The sequence below is a fragment of the Roseovarius sp. MMSF_3359 genome, assembly GCF_030733385.1.
Lineage (GTDB): Bacteria > Pseudomonadota > Alphaproteobacteria > Rhodobacterales > Rhodobacteraceae > Roseovarius.
In genome coordinates, this window is sequence record NZ_JASHJC010000019.1 from 1 (window position 1) to 17366 (window position 17366).

General features: G+C 62.8%; 14 protein-coding genes. 4 read left to right on the top strand and 10 right to left on the bottom strand.

Annotated elements, in window-relative coordinates; all coding sequences use genetic code 11:
• Positions 1–75: 75 nt before the first annotated feature.
• Positions 76–1302 carry an OmpA family protein gene (locus tag RBB29_RS19985; protein ID WP_306116744.1) on the bottom strand — a complete coding sequence of 409 codons (1227 nt, stop codon included), beginning with the start codon at positions 1300–1302 and terminating at the stop codon, positions 76–78.
• Positions 1303–1510: 208 nt separating this feature from the next.
• Here RBB29_RS19985 and RBB29_RS19990 point away from each other — a divergent pair, with 208 nt between their 5' ends.
• The 3 genes from RBB29_RS19990 to RBB29_RS20000 all read left to right on the top strand — a co-directional run bounded on the left by RBB29_RS19990 (position 1511) and on the right by RBB29_RS20000 (position 4606).
• On the top strand, positions 1511–3313 hold the full coding sequence (locus RBB29_RS19990) for an aminopeptidase P family protein (protein ID WP_306116743.1): 1803 nt from the start codon (positions 1511–1513) through the stop codon (positions 3311–3313).
• Between the two features lie 57 nt (positions 3314–3370).
• A complete protein-coding gene (locus tag RBB29_RS19995; RefSeq protein WP_306116742.1) occupies positions 3371–3712 on the top strand; it encodes a DUF427 domain-containing protein in 342 nt (113 codons plus the stop codon).
• A 123-nt stretch (positions 3713–3835) separates the two neighbouring features.
• A complete protein-coding gene (locus tag RBB29_RS20000) occupies positions 3836–4606 on the top strand; it encodes a DUF1194 domain-containing protein (RefSeq protein WP_306116741.1) in 771 nt (256 codons plus the stop codon).
• Between the two features lie 16 nt (positions 4607–4622).
• On the opposite strand, the gene RBB29_RS20005 is transcribed toward RBB29_RS20000, so the two are convergent.
• The gene (locus tag RBB29_RS20005; protein WP_306116740.1) at positions 4623–6311 is read right to left on the bottom strand and encodes a chloride channel protein; all 1689 of its coding nucleotides are present in this window, start codon (positions 6309–6311) and stop codon (positions 4623–4625) included.
• Positions 6312–6398: 87 nt separating this feature from the next.
• On the opposite strand from RBB29_RS20005, the gene RBB29_RS20010 reads away from it, so the two are divergent.
• Positions 6399–7775 (top strand): FAD-binding oxidoreductase, encoded by a 1377-nt coding sequence (locus tag RBB29_RS20010; RefSeq protein WP_306116739.1) that lies wholly within the window; start codon positions 6399–6401, stop codon positions 7773–7775.
• Between the two features lie 62 nt (positions 7776–7837).
• Here the strand turns inward: RBB29_RS20010 and RBB29_RS20015 are convergent, their stop codons facing one another.
• From RBB29_RS20015 to RBB29_RS20050, 8 genes are all read right to left on the bottom strand, one after another.
• A complete protein-coding gene (locus RBB29_RS20015) occupies positions 7838–8179 on the bottom strand; it encodes a hypothetical protein (protein WP_306116738.1) in 342 nt (113 codons plus the stop codon).
• Between the two features lie 165 nt (positions 8180–8344).
• Positions 8345–9994, bottom strand: coding sequence for a DNA repair protein RecN (gene recN, locus RBB29_RS20020; protein ID WP_306116737.1), 1650 nt, complete (start codon positions 9992–9994; stop codon positions 8345–8347).
• A gap of 22 nt (positions 9995–10016) precedes the next feature.
• Positions 10017–10868 (bottom strand): outer membrane protein assembly factor BamD, encoded by an 852-nt coding sequence (locus RBB29_RS20025; protein WP_306116736.1) that lies wholly within the window; start codon positions 10866–10868, stop codon positions 10017–10019.
• A 112-nt stretch (positions 10869–10980) separates the two neighbouring features.
• Positions 10981–11901 (bottom strand): UDP-3-O-acyl-N-acetylglucosamine deacetylase, encoded by a 921-nt coding sequence (lpxC, locus tag RBB29_RS20030; RefSeq protein WP_306116735.1) that lies wholly within the window; start codon positions 11899–11901, stop codon positions 10981–10983.
• A gap of 227 nt (positions 11902–12128) precedes the next feature.
• A complete protein-coding gene (ftsZ, locus tag RBB29_RS20035) occupies positions 12129–13745 on the bottom strand; it encodes a cell division protein FtsZ (protein ID WP_306116734.1) in 1617 nt (538 codons plus the stop codon).
• A 454-nt stretch (positions 13746–14199) separates the two neighbouring features.
• The gene (ftsA, locus tag RBB29_RS20040; RefSeq protein ID WP_306116733.1) at positions 14200–15534 is read right to left on the bottom strand and encodes a cell division protein FtsA; all 1335 of its coding nucleotides are present in this window, start codon (positions 15532–15534) and stop codon (positions 14200–14202) included.
• A complete protein-coding gene (locus RBB29_RS20045; protein ID WP_306116732.1) occupies positions 15534–16406 on the bottom strand; it encodes a cell division protein FtsQ/DivIB in 873 nt (290 codons plus the stop codon). The genes ftsA and RBB29_RS20045 overlap by 1 nt, the downstream gene beginning before the upstream one ends.
• On the bottom strand, positions 16394–17272 hold the full coding sequence (locus RBB29_RS20050) for a D-alanine--D-alanine ligase (RefSeq protein ID WP_371931530.1): 879 nt from the start codon (positions 17270–17272) through the stop codon (positions 16394–16396). Before RBB29_RS20050 ends, RBB29_RS20045 begins: the two co-directional genes overlap by 13 nt.
• Positions 17273–17366 lie beyond the last annotated feature (94 nt).

Genomic DNA, 17366 nt, shown 5'->3' on the forward strand with positions numbered 1-17366 from the left:
GGGGGCTTTGCCCCCACCCCGGTCGGGCGCTGCCCTATGCGATCACGCCCTTAGCGCGGATCAAAGGACCATCATTTAACCCGCACATCTCACTTCGACCCGCCGGTTGAGCGACCGGCCCGCCTCATCTTCATTGCTGGCAATCGGCTCCTCCTCGCCCCGACCGCTGGCCGAAATCCGGGCCACATCAAGCCCGAGGCCCACCAGCGCATCGACAACCGATTGCGCCCGGCGCTGCGACAGGTCGCGGTTATAGTCCGCGGCGCCCTCACTGGAAGAATGACCGACGATCTCGATCCCGCTGCTGCTTTCTGCGGAAAGCCCGTCAAAGAGGGAGGCGATAATCACCTGCGATTCAGGACGGATCACATCGGAATCGTAACCAAACCCGATCCCGTGCAGGACCGCGCCACACCCCAGGCTAGGCGGTTCCGGCGCTTCGCAGACCGTCTTGTCCGATGCCGCGCCATCATAGGGTTTGAACGGTGCGCCATTGGTGGACCTCAGCCCGTGCAGCGCCCCATCTTCGCCGGCGATCAGGATGAATTGCGACGCGATCCCCGCCTCGTTCCGACCAAGCGCGCGCAGGACATTCCCCGACACGGTACCGGCAAGTTTGCCATCGGTGTCGTAACACCCGGTCACGGTGGCGGCCTCCTGCGACAACTCGATCTTCACGCCGCGCCCCTTCCAGTTGCCGCTAAATCCCTCGGAAAGCGCCGAGGCCTGCTGCGTGCCGTTGCCGATGATCTCGGAGAACTCGAAGAACGTCTGATCCCGCTCCACGCTGATCCCGCCCGAAAGGCGCAGCTTGACCCAGGACACTTCGGGCTGATCCGACGCGAGCGGCACCTCCGTTTCCATGCCCTTTTCGGCATGGACGCCCAACGCTCCATCGGCCAGCGGCACATATGGCCCGTCGACCGAGGCGCTGGCGCCCGAAATCTCGACCCGGCGAAAGAATGTCTGCGACGGGCTGGGCGTCTCGAAAATGCCGGGCACGGCGAACCGGGTGAACCGCGTCGGCGCGGGCAAGGCATAGATGACCTCGACCGCATCCCCGTCCGCCCCGGGTTTCTTGGTCACGATGAAGCCCACCGGATTGCCGTCAATCGCCGAAATCGCCGCTTCCGGTTTTGGCGCCATCGCCTCGTTGCTTGTCGTGATCGACACCGGCAGAACACCATTGGCAAAGGACAAAAGATCCGGCGCGGGGTCGGCCTGCGCCTTGGCCTGCGGCGCCGGGAACAGGCCCGCAACAAGCACCACAAGTGTCTGAACAAGAAATCGGTGAATATACATACCGGCCCCCCAACGAAACAAAATTAATATATGCCATTCTGAGCAGTTGGCGCGATGACATGCAAGGATCATGGCAAATGGCGGGCCTTGTGGTTCCGTCACCTACCGAGCCGCTGAGGGGAAAGTCAGGTCAGTGGCGCCATCCCCTCTGGTCATTTTCCGCGCGGTAAGAGAGAGTTGCGCCAACACCACTGCACGGGATGCCGCCATGTTCCAATCCTTCGATGACACCGCCAACCCCGAGGACGGCCCCGCGCGGCTCAGCGCGTTGCGCGAGGTGATGACCGCCGAGGGTCTCGCCGGGTTCATGGTCCCGCGCGCGGATGCGCATCAGGGGGAGTATGTCGCGGAGCGCGACGCGCGGCTGGCCTGGCTCACCGGGTTCACCGGGTCCGCGGGGTTCTGCATCGCGCTGCCCGACATCGCGGGTGTCTTTGTCGATGGGCGCTACCGGGTGCAGGTCAAGGTGCAGGTCGATACCGGACATTTCACACCGGTGGACTGGCCCGAAACGAAACCCGCCGATTGGCTGAAAGAGCACCTGCCGCGCGGTGGAACCGTCGGGTTTGATCCGTGGCTCTACACCGCTGAGCAGATCGAGACCCTGGAAAAGGGACTTGAGGGGAGCGGGATTACGCTGCGCCCCTGCGCCAACCTCATCGACCGCATCTGGCCCGATCAACCGGCGGCGCCTCAGGGCCCCGTTTCCCCCTACCCGCTTGAATTTGCGGGCCGCGATCATGGCGACAAACTCAATGAGATGGCCGAAGGGCTGCGCCAATCCGGCCACCGCGCCGCCGTCATCACCCTGCCCGACTCGATTGCCTGGGCGCTCAACATCCGTGGCCGCGATATCCCGCGTAATCCGGTCGCCCACGGGTTTGCCATCCTGCATGACAGCGGCGAGATGACCCTTTTCATCGACCCGGCGAAGCTCGATGACGCAGTGCGCGCGCATCTGGGTGGGGATGTGGCCTGCGAACCGGTCGGCACCTTTGGCGCGGCGCTGCGTGGCCTCACCGGGCCGGTGCGGCTCGACAAATCCTGGGTGCCGGTCTGGGTTGTGCAGCAGCTCGACGAAGCGGGCGTGAGCTATCAATGGGGGGACGAGCCGCCGATCCTGCCCAAGGCCTGCAAACACGCAGCCGAGATCGCAGCAACACGCGAGGCGCATTTGCGCGACGGCGCGGCGCTCTGCGAATTCCTAACCTGGTTCGACGCGCAGCCCCCCGGCACATTGTCCGAGATCGACGTGGTTACCAAGCTCGAAACCTGCCGCGCCGCCACGGGCAAGCTGCTCGATATCAGCTTCGACACCATCGCTGGCAGCGGCCCCCATGGCGCATTGGCCCATTACCGGGTCACGCACAAGACCAACCGGACGCTGGTTGACGGTGATCTGCTGGTGCTGGATGGGGGGGGTCAATACCTCGACGGGACGACCGATATCACCCGCACCCTGCCCGTTGGCACCGTCGGCGACGACGAACGTGCGGCCTTCACCCGGGTGCTGCAGGGCATGATCGCGATCAGCCGCCTGCGCTGGCCCGCGGGGCTGGCCGGGCGGGACCTGGACGCCATCGCGCGTTATCCGCTTTGGCTGGCCGATCAGGATTACAACCACGGCACCGGCCATGGCGTGGGGGTGCATCTTTGCGTTCATGAGGGGCCACAGCGCCTTTCGCGGATCAGTCACGTGCCATTCAAACCCGGTATGATCGTCTCGAACGAGCCGGGATATTACCGCGAGGGGGCCTTTGGCATCCGCATCGAAAACCTCGTGGTGGTGACCAAAGCGGAACCGATTGCCGGGGGGGATCAGACCGGCAAGCTCTGTTTCGAGACGCTGAACTGGGTGCCGATCGACCGGCGCCTAATTGATGTGGCGATGCTCAGCGCGCCGGAACGCGCATGGCTCGATGACTATCACGCCACCTGCCGCGCCAAGATCGAGGGGCGGTTGTCGACGGATGCGGCGAAATGGCTGGCCCGGGCCACTGCCCCTTTGTGACATATTCGTGTAACACTGCACGCCGAAGATAAGAAAACCGAACGGGAGGGATAGAGAATGACGGAAATCCGGATACGCAAGGCCGATGGCACATGGACCGTGCGCGCAGGCGGAGCCGTACTGGCTGAAAGCAAGAACGCACTCGAGTTGAGCGAAGGCGATTATCCGGCCGTGATCTATTTTCCCCGTAACGATATCGCGATGGCTTTCCTCGACGAGACCGACCATAGCACCCATTGCCCACACAAAGGCGACGCAAGCTATTTCTCGATTATCACCAAAAGCCAAACGCTTGAAAACGCCGCCTGGAGCTATGAAGATCCCAAGGACGATGTGGCGCGGATCAAGAATCACCTGGCGTTCTATGCCTCCGACACCGTCGCGGTGGAGCAGATCTAGGCAGTCCCCGGGTCGGCACTTTGTGATTTGCGCAAGCCCGGCATCCAGCTACGGTTAAGCGATGATCGTGGATTTCGAGGACCGGAGAGACCGCAGGATGGTACCGGACGGCATTGGCACATCATGACAAGGCTGGCGGTTGCGCTCGTCACTCTCTGGCTGGGCATCATGCCTCAGATTGCTGCGGCTCAATCCTGTCGGCTTGCTTTGGTGCTTGGGCTCGATGTGTCGCTTTCGGTCAACACCTTCGATTTCGATCTGCAACGCGGCGGGCTTGCCGGCGCCCTGACCGATGACGCGGTGACCGACGCGATCCTGGGGACGCCCGGTCACCATATCGAACTGGCGGTTTTCGAATGGAGCGGACAGTATAATCAAAACCTGCTGCTTGACTGGACCATCGTCGAGACACGGCAACAGCTTGACCGGATCGCCCGCACGTTGCGATCAGAGCCGCAGGGCCTCAGGTCCGGGCGCACGGCCATTGGCGCCGCGATGCTCTATGCCCGCAACAAGTTGCGCGAGCGCCCCCATTGCGCCAGTTGGACCCTGGATATCTCTGGCGATGGACCAAACAACAACGGGACCGCGCCCGAAGATCTTCGGGCAAAGATGCACGCCGCGGGCATCATCGTGAATGGGTTGGTCATCGAGCCCGAACAGCGGCCGCAGGAGGCAAGCTACGAAGGCAGCCTGAGCGATTATTTCCGTGCCAATGTCATCGTCGGCCCCGCATCTTTCGTGCAGACGATCACCGGGTTCAAGGCGTATAAGGAGGCCATCACCCGAAAGCTGTTGCGCGAGTTGCTGCCAGCAATTGCCCAGGACACGCCCGCTCTGCGCCCCGGCCCAACGGTCGATACTGCCCCCTACCGGCCACGGCCCAGGGGGTGATCCGGGGGGGCTTCGTCTAGCTGTGCTCTTCCTCGGACACTGCCGCAAGGGCGCGGTTATAGGCCTTGAGCGCGTCGACATGAAAGATCGCCCCGAGGAGTTCGGGCGGCTGATCTTCTCCGCCGAGCGTGACCACCGGGATGAACCGCGTGCCGACGCGGTCAAAGACCGGCATGGCGAACTCCAGCGTCGCATTCGCGTCGATATAGACGCCGTTTTCGATCAGCTCCCAGCATTCGGCTTCGGATGCGGCCCGTTCGTGATCGGGCGCGCGCATCAGCTTGGTGACCCGGAACATGGCCAGCAGATAGGCCTGCGGTCCCGCGGCGAGGCGGATGTTGCGCCGATCAAGCTGCGTGAGGAAAAACGACCGCCGCACCAGGCGCGATCCAAGCGCCGTGGAGATCGACACCGCGACCATCACCGCGATCCCGGTCTGCCAGTCGCCGGTGAGTTCGAATACGATCAGTGTGGTCGAAATCGGCGCGCCCAGCACTGCCGCGGCCACCGCGCCCATCCCCGCCAGCGCATAGAGCGTGACCGAGCCCGATACGTCCGGCAGGATCGCCGTGGCGATCAGGCCAAAGGCCAGGCCGGTCAGCGCGCCCAGCATCAGCGAGGGCGAAAACACCCCGCCCCCCATGCGCCCCCCAAAGGTGATGGCGACGGCCACAACCTTGAGCACGGCAAAGACAACCGCCTCGTGGAAAAGCAACTCGCCCGATAGCGCCGCCGTGGTGGTCTCATACCCCACACCGATGATGTGCGGAAACCAGATCGCCAGGAGGCCCAGAAGCGCGCCCGATACCGCCGGGCGCAACCACCGCGGCATGCGGGTTCGCCGCTGCACATGGGTGGCCAGATCCTCGGCGAAAAAGATCGCGTGCATCAGCGCCGTGGCCACCAACCCGCAGATCAGCCCGAGGATCAGGAAGGCGGGCAGTTCCACGTAGAATTCCAGCGCCGAGGATTGCAGCAGGTTGAATTCGGTAATGTCCCCGAATTCGAGCCGGCTGATGACCGTGCCGGCGACGGAGGCGATGACGATAGGTGCAAAGGCGTGGACGGCGAAATGACGCAACACGACTTCAAGCGCGAAGAGCGCCCCCGCAATCGGCGCGTTGAACGAGGCCGATACGGCAGCGGCCACGGCGCAGCCAAGCAGGTCACGCCCGGTGATGCCGTTTGCGTTGATACGGTTGCTGACCCAGCTCGAGATGACCCCCGCCATGTGCACGACCGGCCCTTCGCGTCCGGTCGAGCCGCCCGTGCCGAGCGTAATGAGCGAGGCGAAGACAGACGCGATGCCAGCGCGTTTTTCCACCCGGCCTTCGTTGAGCGCCGCGCCCTCGATCACATCGGCAACAGACCGCGCCCGCGCATCGGGGGTGAAATGATGCAGGATGAGACCCACGGCCAGCCCGCCCAGGATCGGCACAATCAGGACCCAATACCAGGGCAGTGAAGCGGCATGGCTATGGATCCTTGCCATATCTTCTGTCCCATAGGCCAGGTATTGCAAGGCGTTGATCCCCTTGCGGAAAAGCAAGGCAGCGAACCCCGCCGCGATTCCGATGATCAGCGCGATGATCCAGAACTGGAACTGGCTGGGCCCGCGGGTGCGCAAGACGTTCCACGCCTTTTGCAACGAGGCGATGGCGGCGCGGCGTTTTTCCGTCCAGATCGAGGTTTCTGGTTCTGACATCCGCCGTTTCTTTCCTGACCCACCGTCCTTCTTCCCCCCGGCCCGCAACTCCCCTAGACTGCAATGAAATCGTCAGAGAGGCCGCCGATGGGTATAGAGACCGTCATTACCGAGTTGACTTCGTTTCTAGGACAACGGCTGAGCCGGTCCAAGTCTGATCTGGAATTACACGGTCAAAGTGAAACCCATTTCCCACTGATGCCGCCGGATGCCGTGGCCTATCCCGAAAACACCCAGGAAGTGGCCGAAATCGTGCGGATTTGCGCCCGCAATCAGGTGCCCGTGATCGGCTGGGGCGTCGGCACATCGCTTGAGGGTCAGGCGCAGGCACCGTCAGGTGGCATCTGCGTCGATTTCGTCCGGATGAATCGCATTCGCAAGATCCGCCAGGCGGATATGGACGTCACGGTCGAACCCGGCGTCACCCGCGAGGCGCTGAACGAAGAACTTCGCGCCACCGGCCTTTTCTTTCCGGTCGACCCCGGTGCCAACGCGACGCTTGGCGGGATGGCCTCGACCCGGGCGAGCGGAACGACCACCGTCCGGTATGGCGGTATGCGGCAGAATGTGCTTGCCTTGGAGGTCGTGACCGCCGATGGCGAGATCATCCGCACCGGCAGCCGGGCGCGCAAGACCTCGTCGGGCTACGACCTGACGGGCCTTTTCATCGGCGCGGAGGGGACGTTGGGCCTTATCACCGAATTGACCCTGCGCCTGCAGGGACAGCCCGAGGCGGTCGCAAGCGCCGTCTGCGCTTTTCCCAGCATCAAACACGCCGTCGCGGCGGTGATCGACACGATCCAGATGGGCATCCCGATGGCGCGGATCGAACTGGTCGATGTGGCAACGGTGCAGGCCGTCAACGCCTATTCAGGCAGCGAGCTTGCCGAGGCCCCTCACCTTCTGCTGGAGTTTCACGGCTCGGACTCCGGTGTTGCCGAGCAATCGCAGAGTTTCGGAGAGATCGCCGAAAGCCATGGCGGTGCGGGGTTCGATTGGGCCACGAAGGCCGAGGACCGGAATGCCCTTTGGGCCATGCGTCACAACGCTTATCACGCGATCAAGGCCACCCGCCCCGGCGCCCAGGTGCTGGTGACCGATGTCTGCGTGCCGATCTCGAAACTGGCCGATGTGATCGAGGAAACCCTGGCGGATATCGAGAATGCGGGCATCTATGCACCGCTTGTGGGCCATGTGGGCGACGGCAATTTCCACACGTCCATGATGTGGGAGAAAGGCGATGACGACCAACTCGCCACGATCGAAGCCGCCTCGCACCGGATGGTAGAGCGCGCCCTGGCCAATGGCGGCACGGCCACGGGGGAACATGGCGTGGGCCTTGGCAAGAAACGCTACATGGATCGCGAACACGGTCCGGGATGGGCCGTGATGGGCGCGATCAAACAGGCGCTCGACCCCGATAACATCATGAACCCGGGCAAGCTGGTGCCGCCCCGAAACTAAGCGCCCGGCGCAGCCAAGATAAGATGAGGATGGGGGCGTAACCCGTTGTTACGCCTCAACAGTCAGCAGGATTCGTATTTGCCGCCGGTGCAGATATCATCCGAAATCACGAAGCCCGTGGGCGCCTGATTTGTCTGCGCACGTGTCACAAGTTCGTCGTTGCTGCCGGTGAAGACGCCATCGTCACGGCCGCCACGGTCACCGGGACCACCGTTGTTGCCGCCACCGCCAGCGTTACCGCCGGAATTGCCGCCGCCGCTATTGCCGCCCGAGTTGCCGCCACTGTTACCGCCGCCAGACGACAACGCCTGCGCGTCAGTGACCCAAAGCGCGAACACCGCGATCAAAATAAGAGAGAGGAAAGTGCGCACCACATTGGCCGCTTTTCTGCTTACAGCAGTCATTTTGGTAACCCCCAAATACTCGTTACAAGCCCGCATCTACCACAGATTTAGGCTAATTCAAGGCAAATTTACACCAATTACGGCACAAATGGGGCGAAATGTGGCAAAATGGTTAACCCCCATGATGCGCAAGTCATCGGGAAAATAGTTATGTTTTTCCGGGGTTTAGCTTGTCAGAAGTGCCTTTGCCGCGCTGCGTGCCTCGGGGGTGATTGTGTCGCCGGACAGCATCCGCGCGATTTCATCCACACGGTCATCGCTTTGCAGTTCGGTGACCGTCGACAGGGTCTGGTTGCGCGAGACCCGCTTTTCCACCCGCCAGTGATGCGCGGCAAGGGCTGCGACCTGGGGTGAATGGGTGACGACCAACACCTGCCCGCCCGCCGCCAATTGCGCCAACCGACGCCCAACGGCATCCGCCGTGGCGCCGCCGACCCCTCGGTCGATCTCATCGAAAATCAGGGTCAGGCCGCTTTCGCTGCCGGTCAGGCACACCTTGAGCGCCAGTAGGAACCGGCTGAGTTCGCCCCCCGAAGCGATGCGCGCCAGCGGCCCCGATGGCGCGCCGGGATTGGTAGCCACGGTAAACACCGCCTCGTCCCGCCCCGTCGGGCCGGGCTCCGCCGGGGTGATTGCCGTCTCGAACACGGCGCGGTCCATCTTGAGGGGCGCGAGTTCGGCCATCACGGCCTTGTCGAGCCGTTTCGCCGCCTTGATCCGCGCATCGCTCAGGGCTTGAGCCGCCTTGTCATACGCCGCCTCGGCATCCGCCACCTCTTGTCGCAGCGCGCGGAGATCGGCATCGCCCTGATCCAAAGCCGCCAGCTTGCCGCGCAATTCGTCGGCCAGGGCGCCAAGATCGTCAGGGGCCACGTCATGTTTGCGCGCGAGCGCCCGGATCGCGAACAGGCGCTCTTCGACCTGCTCCAACTCCAACGGGTTGTAGCTCAGCGTCTCAAGACAGCGGGTCACACCGGTCGCCGCCTCGTCCAATTCGACCAAGGCACGGCCCAGAGCGGCAATCGGTTCGTCCAATCGCCCCTCCGCATCGCCCGCCGCATCCTCGAGCCAGCGCAGCGCATCCCCCGCGCGGCCCTCGGCCCCTTCCGAGCCAAGCGCCTGCGCCGCCTTGGCGATGTCTTCGCGGATCCGCTCCGCCCCCTGCATCAGCCGCCGACGCCCGTCAAGCTCCGCATCCTCCTGCGGCTGCGGGTCAAGCGCATCGAGCTCCGCCACCGCATGGCGCAGAAACTCTTCTTCGGCCCGCACCTGCTCCAGCGCCGCCTCTGCCTGCTCTAGCGATTTGCGGGCCTGCGCGACGGCGCGCCAATGCCCACGGACCTTGTCGCGCTTGTCCTCCAGCCCGCCGAAATCATCGAGCAACCCGCGATGCCCCTTGGGGTCAAGAAGCCCGCGATCATCATGTTGCCCGTGCAGTTCGATCAACGTCTCGGAGAGCCGCCGCAGGACCTCGCCCGAGCAGCGGCGATCGTTGACCCATGCCGTCTTGCGCCCGTCGGCCGTGTTGATGCGGCGCAGGATCAGCTCATCCTCGTCCGGCAACCCGGCGTCCTGCAGAACCTCATGCGCCGGATGGCCGGGCGGCAGATCAAAAACCGCCTGCACCTCGCCCTGATCGGCACCGCTGCGAACCAGTTCGGCCCGCCCGCGCCAACCCAGCACGAAGCCCAGGGAATCAAGCAGGATGGACTTGCCCGCGCCGGTCTCGCCAGTGAGCACGTTCAATCCCGGCTGAAACGACAGTTCCAGCCGGTCGATGATGAGCATGTCGCGAATGTCGAGAGCCCTGAGCACCCTGCCCCCCTTAGGCGTGGATCTAGAGCCAGCGCCCCTGGATCATCTGACGATAGATCTGGCGCAGCCAACTGTCGCCCGCGGCCTCAAGTTCCAGCCCGCGTCCGGTCAGCAGCTTGTAACTGTCCTCGTACCACTCCGTGGACCGGAAATTGTGGCCCAGGATCGCCCCCGCGGTCTGTGCCTCTTTCGTCAGCCCAAGGGAAAGATAGGCTTCGACCAGACGATGCAGCGCCTCGGCGGTATGGGTGGTGGTCTGGAAATCCTCGACCACGACGCGGAACCGGTTGATCGCGGCACCAAAATGGTCGCGGCGCAGGTAATACCGGCCGATTTCCATTTCTTTCGCGGCCAGGTGATCGAAGGCAAGGTCGAATTTCAGCACCGCAGAACTGGCATATTCACTATCGGGATAGCGTTCGATCACTTCGCGCAGCGATTGCAGCGCCTGGAAGGTCAGCCCCTGATCGCGGCCGACCTCGTCAATCTGGTCGTAATAGCTGAGCGCCAGCAGATATTGCGCATAGGCCGCGTCTTCATCCGAGGGATAGAAATCAATGAACCGTTGGGCGGCAGAGCGGCTGTTTTCGTAATCTTTGTCCTGGTGATAGGCAAAGGCCTGCATGATGACCGCGCGCTTGGCCCATTCCGAATAGGGATAAAGCCGCTCGACCTCAGCGAAATGCTGCGCCGCCAGATCGGCGTCGTTGCGCGCCAAGTCATACTCGGCACGCTCGAAAATCTGCTTGGCAGTGAAGTTCTCAAAGTCAACGTCGCCGCGGTCGATCTTGCCCCTGATTCCGCCACATCCCGCGACGATCAAAGCAATTGCCAACGCACCTACCCACTGTGCCCGGAACTTGCGGACTGTCATTTATGAACTCACTTCTGTTGCGCCTTCACGGGTATCTACCCCACTCTTGCCCATGGTCCTAGCACAGAATTTTCCGGGGCAAAACGCCTTTGGCACAATTGCGCGCGAGAGTTCAGGCGACGTCGGGAATTTCGCCCCAATGCACGCCGGCACCCGGCAGGCGCGCGGCCATATCCGGATCGCATTCGACGATCTCATAGGCGCTCTGATCCGCGAAAAGGGCATGCAAAAGGTCGTTGGTCAGCGAGTGGCCTGCACGGAACCCGTGGTAGTGGCCCAGGATCGGCATGCCAGCCAGCCCCAGATCGCCCACCGCATCAAGCATCTTGTGGCGCACTGCTTCGTCCTGATGGCGCAACCCGCCAGGGCTCAGGACATGGGCACCGTCCACGACAACCGCGTTCTCCAGCGTCCCGCCAAGGGCAAGTCCGTTGGCGCGCATCTGATCCACATCCGCCTTGCGGCAGAAGGTGCGGCTGTTCGACAACTCGCGCACGAAGCTGCCGTTGGACATGTTCAGGGTCTTTTTCTGTTCGCCAATCGCGGCGTCTTCGAATTCAATGTTAAATTCGATCAGCAGCGTCTCATGCGGTGTCAGGCGCGCTGTGGCCTGACCCTTGCGCACTTCGACCGGCTTCAGGACGCGGAGCGCGCGGACCGGCACATCCTGCCGTTCGATGCCAATGCCCAGGATACCGCGCACGAAAACAGCCGAGCTACCATCGAGGATCGGCACTTCGGGGCCGTCCACCTCAACCACCGCATTGTGAATGCCGCAACCGACAAGCGCCGCCATGATATGTTCAACGGTCGAGATGGAGACGCCATCATCGTTCACCAGGCGGGTGCAGAGGGGGGATTGACGTACATTGTGCCACAGCGCCGGGATGGTGCTGCAGGAATCGGCCACATCAATACGACGGAAAACCACACCGTGCGATGCCGGTGCAGGCAATACCGTCAGACGGGTCGGCGCGCCCGAATGCAGGCCTACCCCATCGAAGGAGAGTGGTGATTTGATCGTATTCTGCAAGTTTGCCCTCAAGTATCCCCGCGCAAAGAGTGGCTTGCGCTTGGTCACCGGACTTAATGCTGCACCTGCAAATGCTCAACTCAAACTTTGCAACGGACTGAAACATGCCGTATCAGCACGGTGGCGATTATCCGCCGACACGGTTTTTTTCACCCCTAACCTGTTGAATGCAAATGAAAAGGGCCGCCCTTCGGCAGCCCCTTAAAGGTTTCTTAATTGACCGTTAATCAGTTCGCTTGACGGCGCAGGAAGGCAGGAATTTCGATCTGCTCTTCTTCCTCTTCGTAGGATTCCACCGGCGCACGCTGCGCTTGCGGCGCCTGGACCGAGGGTTGCTGCCGAACCGGGCGCGGTGCCGGGGCTGCTTCGTTATCGCCGGACTGACCGGTCATGCGGTTGATAAGCGTGTTGATCCCGAAGCGTGGACGCTCGGCACTTGCGGGCGCCTCTGCGGCCGGGGCGCTGCGGCGCTCCTGCGGGCGGCTGTAGCCCCCTTGCGGCACCTTCGCGACGGCGGCCTGCAGGCGCGCCATGGCATCCGGTGACGGTGTGCCTGCTGCGCGCGGCGCGACGAACTCTTCAAGGTTGCTGTCGTCGTCGCTGGCCGTCGGGTCAAACTCCTCAACGCGCGGCTGATAGGCCGGCGGCGGCACATCGTCTTCGGCCCGTTCGGCACGACGCTCGGCTACCGGCTCGAAGATGTCTTCCATCTGCTCTTCCGCAGCGGCGCGTTCGGCATCCATGTCGTTGAAGAGCGAGGGTTCGTCCTCGGTCCGGGCAACGGCTGCGGGGGCGTCTTCAACTTCTTCCACCTCGGCGGCCGGTTGCAGCGGTTGCGCGAGCGAGCGGCGCGGCACCGGGATGTCGGTGACAACTTCGCTTGCGTCGATGCCGGTGGCAACAACGCTCACGCGCATCGCGCCTTCCATCTCCGTGTCGAGGGTCGAGCCGACGATGATGTTGGCATCGCTGTCCACTTCCTCGCGGATCCGGTTGGCCGCCTCGTCCAGTTCGAACAGGGTGAGATCGTGACCGCCGGTGATGTTGATGAGGACACCTTTCGCACCGCGCAGGCTGATCTCGTCCAGAAGCGGGTTCGCGATGGCCTTCTCGGCGGCTTGGATCGCGCGGTCTTCGCCCGCATCCTCGCCGGTGCCCATCATTGCCTTGCCCATCTCGTCCATCACCGCGCGGACATCGGCGAAGTCGAGGTTGATAAGACCAGGGCGCACCATCAGGTCGGTGACACCTTTGACGCCTTGATAAAGGACGTCATCAGCCATCGAAAACGCTTCGGTAAAGGTGGTTTTCTCGTTCGCCAGACGGAACAGGTTCTGGTTCGGAATGATGATCAGCGTATCGACCATTTTCTGAAGGGATTCAACACCTTCCTCGGCTTGCCTCATGCGCTTGGCGCCTTCGAACTGGAACGGCTTTGTCACCACGCCGACGGTCAGGACACCCAGCTCACGCGCGGCCTGCGCGATGATCGGTGCCGCACCGGTGCCGGTGCCGCCGCCCATGCCAGCGGTGATGAAGCACATATGCGCGCCCGCCAGGTGATCGACGATCTGTTCAATGCTCTCTTCGGCGGCCGCGGCGCCCACACTCGGGCGGGCCCCTGCGCCCAGGCCTTCGGTGACTTTCACGCCCAGCTGGACCCGGTTATCCGCGTCGCTCTGGCTCAGTGCCTGCGCGTCGGTATTGGCCACGACGAAATCAACACCATCGAGCTGTTTCTCGATCATGTTGTTCACGGCGTTGCCGCCTGCGCCGCCCACACCAAATACGGTAATCCTGGGTTTTAACTCTTCATGTCCTGGCATTGTCAGGTTCAATGTCATTTTGTGTTCCGCCTGCTGTTAAGCCTGCCCGCGCAGGCCGATGTTCCGCTTAATGAGGGGTATCATTACCCGTCGTTAACAATTCAGTCACGAAAAAACCACCCTTCAGACACAAAATATGGGTCGTTTCTTGTGATTTACCGCGTTATTTCGCCATTTCGGCCAGATTTCGCGGTTCCGGTCTTCGGGTACACAACGGCTCCTCATCTCAGAAAACACGCGACGCGCGTATCTTCGCAACCAATGGATGTAGGGATGTCTGCTCATCCTACGTGTCGGCCTCTACGTGCCTTGGCAAAAATTGTATCACAACAAATGCTTAGGGTCACGCGATTCGTGGAAAACAGGCATAAAACTGCGTTTCCGAATCGGAAACACTGGTTTAGAGACGCGCAACAGCCCGCCCCAGAGCAGATCAGCGCCGGGAAATGTGCAATTCAGGCGTGTATTTGGCCTACCAGTTGTCCTTGAACCACTTGACCGCCCGCCGCAGCGAGCGTGCCGGGTACCGGTCGACCGGGATTTCGAAATCCCACCATTCATCCTGCGGGTTGGCGGCAAAAAGGCACATGCCGACGGCACTGGCAAAGCCCGGTCCGGTCGCCGCCTGCGGCAGGCCATGCACCCGCAGCGGACGGCCAAGGCGGACCTGCTGGCCCAATATCTTGCTCGCCAGACCATCCAGCCCCGGGATCTGACTGCCGCCCCCGGTCAGCACGATCTGCTGGCTCGGCAGATGTTCAAAACCGGCGGCATCCAGCCGCGCGCGCACCTCTTCCAATATCTCTTCGACCCGTGGCCGCATGATACCGATCAACTCCGCGCGGCTGACCGTGCGGCGGTCATGTTCATAATCGCCCGTATCGCCGCCGATCTCGATCATTTCGCGGTCGTCCATGCCGGTGGCCACAACGCCGCCATAGAATGTCTTGATCCGCTCGGCGGTCGCAGTAGGCACCTGCAGGCCCATCGAAATATCCCCGGTGACGTGATCGCCCCCCATGCGGACACTGTCGGCATAGATCATGTGCTTTTTCATGAAGATCGACACGCCCGCCGATCCCCCGCCCAGATCAACGCAGGCGGCACCGAGCTCCTGCTCGTCCTCCACCAGCGAGGCGATGCCGGCCACATAGGCGGAACTGGCCAGCCCTGCGAGTTCGAGGTCGCAGCGTTTGACGCAATGGGCCAGGTTCTGCACCGCGATCTCATCGACGGTCAGCATGTGCATATCGGTCGAAAGCACCTGCCCCAACTGCCCACGCGGATCAATCAGGCCAGAGCGGTGATCCAGCGCGAAATTCACCGGCTGCGCATGTAGTACCTCGCGCCCCTCGCCATAATCCGGCACATCGCAGGCGCTGAGCACACGGCTCACGTCCTGTTCATCGACGGTTTCGCCCTCAAGGTCGATTGACCCGGCCAACCCGTAGGATCGCGGCTGCGCCCCCGAGAAACAGGCAATCACATGATCGACGCGGATGTTGGCCATCTTCTGCGCCGCCTGAAGCGCGGTGCGAATGGCGCGCTCGGTCTCCTGCATCGCTTCGATCTCGCCGAAGCGGACGCCACGGGACCGGGTCGTTGCGGCGCCGATCACCCGGAACCCCGCCTGCCCCGCCATGGCGCCGATCCCCTCGGCCTCGGCCAGGCGGTCAGTGCCGTCAAACCGCAACACCAGGCAGGCGATCTTCGACGTCCCCACGTCGAGAACCGCTACGACGCCACGCTGCATCGCGGCCTTTCGCATGTTGCGCATCGCGCGCTGTGTTTCATAAAGCTCGATCATTACCCGTCATCCCCTGCCGTATAATTCGTGACGCGCCACCATTCTTCGACGGCCCGCGCGTTCATTCTTATGGTTGGCCGCGCCCCGAGCCGCATATCGACGGCCACGAGGTCACGCTCCAGCATGTCCTGCACATCGCCCAGGACGATGACCCGCTCGATCGCCCGGACGGGGGTGCGCTCGGGCAGCAGGATGCGCTGATCCCGGTCAAGGACCAGGTCCCACCGCCGTTCACCGATGCGGACGATGCCCCGCACACGCCCCTCAAGCGGTGCAGCCGCTGCCAGAATATTGAGCGCCTCGGGGATCGCCTGATCCGCACCCTTGCCCGCCACCACCGGCAGGTCGGGCCGCGCCGTGCGGCTTTCAATTGCGGCGATCCGGACCCCTTCGAGGTCAACAACCGACAGGCCGTCACGTGTCCGCCAAAGGGCGACCGGCTGGCGCTCAGTCACTTCGGCCACCAACACGCCGCCATTGCGGATCCGCACATCGACATCGGCCACCGCGGGCAGCGCCTTGATCGTCTGGCGCACGTCGTTGAGGTCGAGATCAAAGGAACTGACCGGGAATTCGATCGGAAACACTTCGCGTATCTCCCCGGCCACGGCGGTACTGGCCCCCTCGACCGCCAGCAGGTTCACCATGAATTCCGGGCGCGTTTCGATCTGGTGGCGGATGTCGGCATAGGTCAGCAACACCTGCTCGCGCCGCGCCTCGTCCGAAAGATAGGCCGTGGCCAGACCAAAACTCAGGCCAAACGGCACACCCACCCGCAAAACCTTGCGGAAGAGCGGGGTCAGCATCAACCGCTGATACCGGTAGGACCAGCGCGAGGGGGCGGGATCATTGCGGGGCGTCATCGGTCGCATGAGGCATCCTCGATCATCCAGCGGCACAGCTCGGGAAAAGACATGCCCAATTGCTCCGCCTGCTCGGGGCTGAGCGATGTGGGGGTCATGCCGGGTTGTGTATTGGTCTCCAGCAGGATGAGGCCCTCAATCCCGCGCGCCTCGTCCCACCGGAAATCCGTCCGGCTCAGCCCGCGACAGCCCAGCACCTGATGCGCGCGCAGGGCATAATCGAGGCAGGCATCGAAAATCTCTTGCGGGACCTGCGCCGGCACCTCATGGCGCGACCCGCCCTCGGCGTATTTGGCGTGATAGTCGTACCAGCCATCGGTGATGATATCGGTGACGGTCAGCGCCTTATCGCCCATCACTGTCGCGGTCAATTCACGCCCGGGCACGAAAGCCTCGACCATGACGGTTTGCGGCATCTCCTCGGACAATTGCGGCGGTGAATTCGCCGCTTCGTTGACGATGTAGACGCCAACCGACGACCCCTCGTTATAAGGCTTCACGACATAAGGCGGGGCCATCACGTGACGCGCGGCGACCTCCTCCTTGTCGGCCAGAAGACTATCGACCACTGGCAATCCCGCGGCGCGATAGGCGGCCTTGGTCTTTTCCTTGTCCATAGCCAAGGCCGAGGCCAGAACCCCGGAATGGGTATAAGGGATGCGCAGCCACTCCAGCACGCCCTGCACGCAGCCATCCTCGCCCCAGCGGCCGTGAAGCGCATTGAAAACCACATCCGGAGAAAGATCGGCAAGTTGCATGGCAAGGTCGTGGCCCGCATCGACCTCAACCACCTCATACCCTGCTTCCCGCAATGCGGCGGCGCATTCGCGCCCTGACGACAGTGACACCTCGCGTTCAGCCGAGGGGCCACCCATTATCACCGCCACTTTCGGGTTTGTTCTGCTCGAACGAACCACCTTGTGCCTCAAATTCCCGGGCCTGTTTTGCGGCCCTTGTTTTTGTTAACTG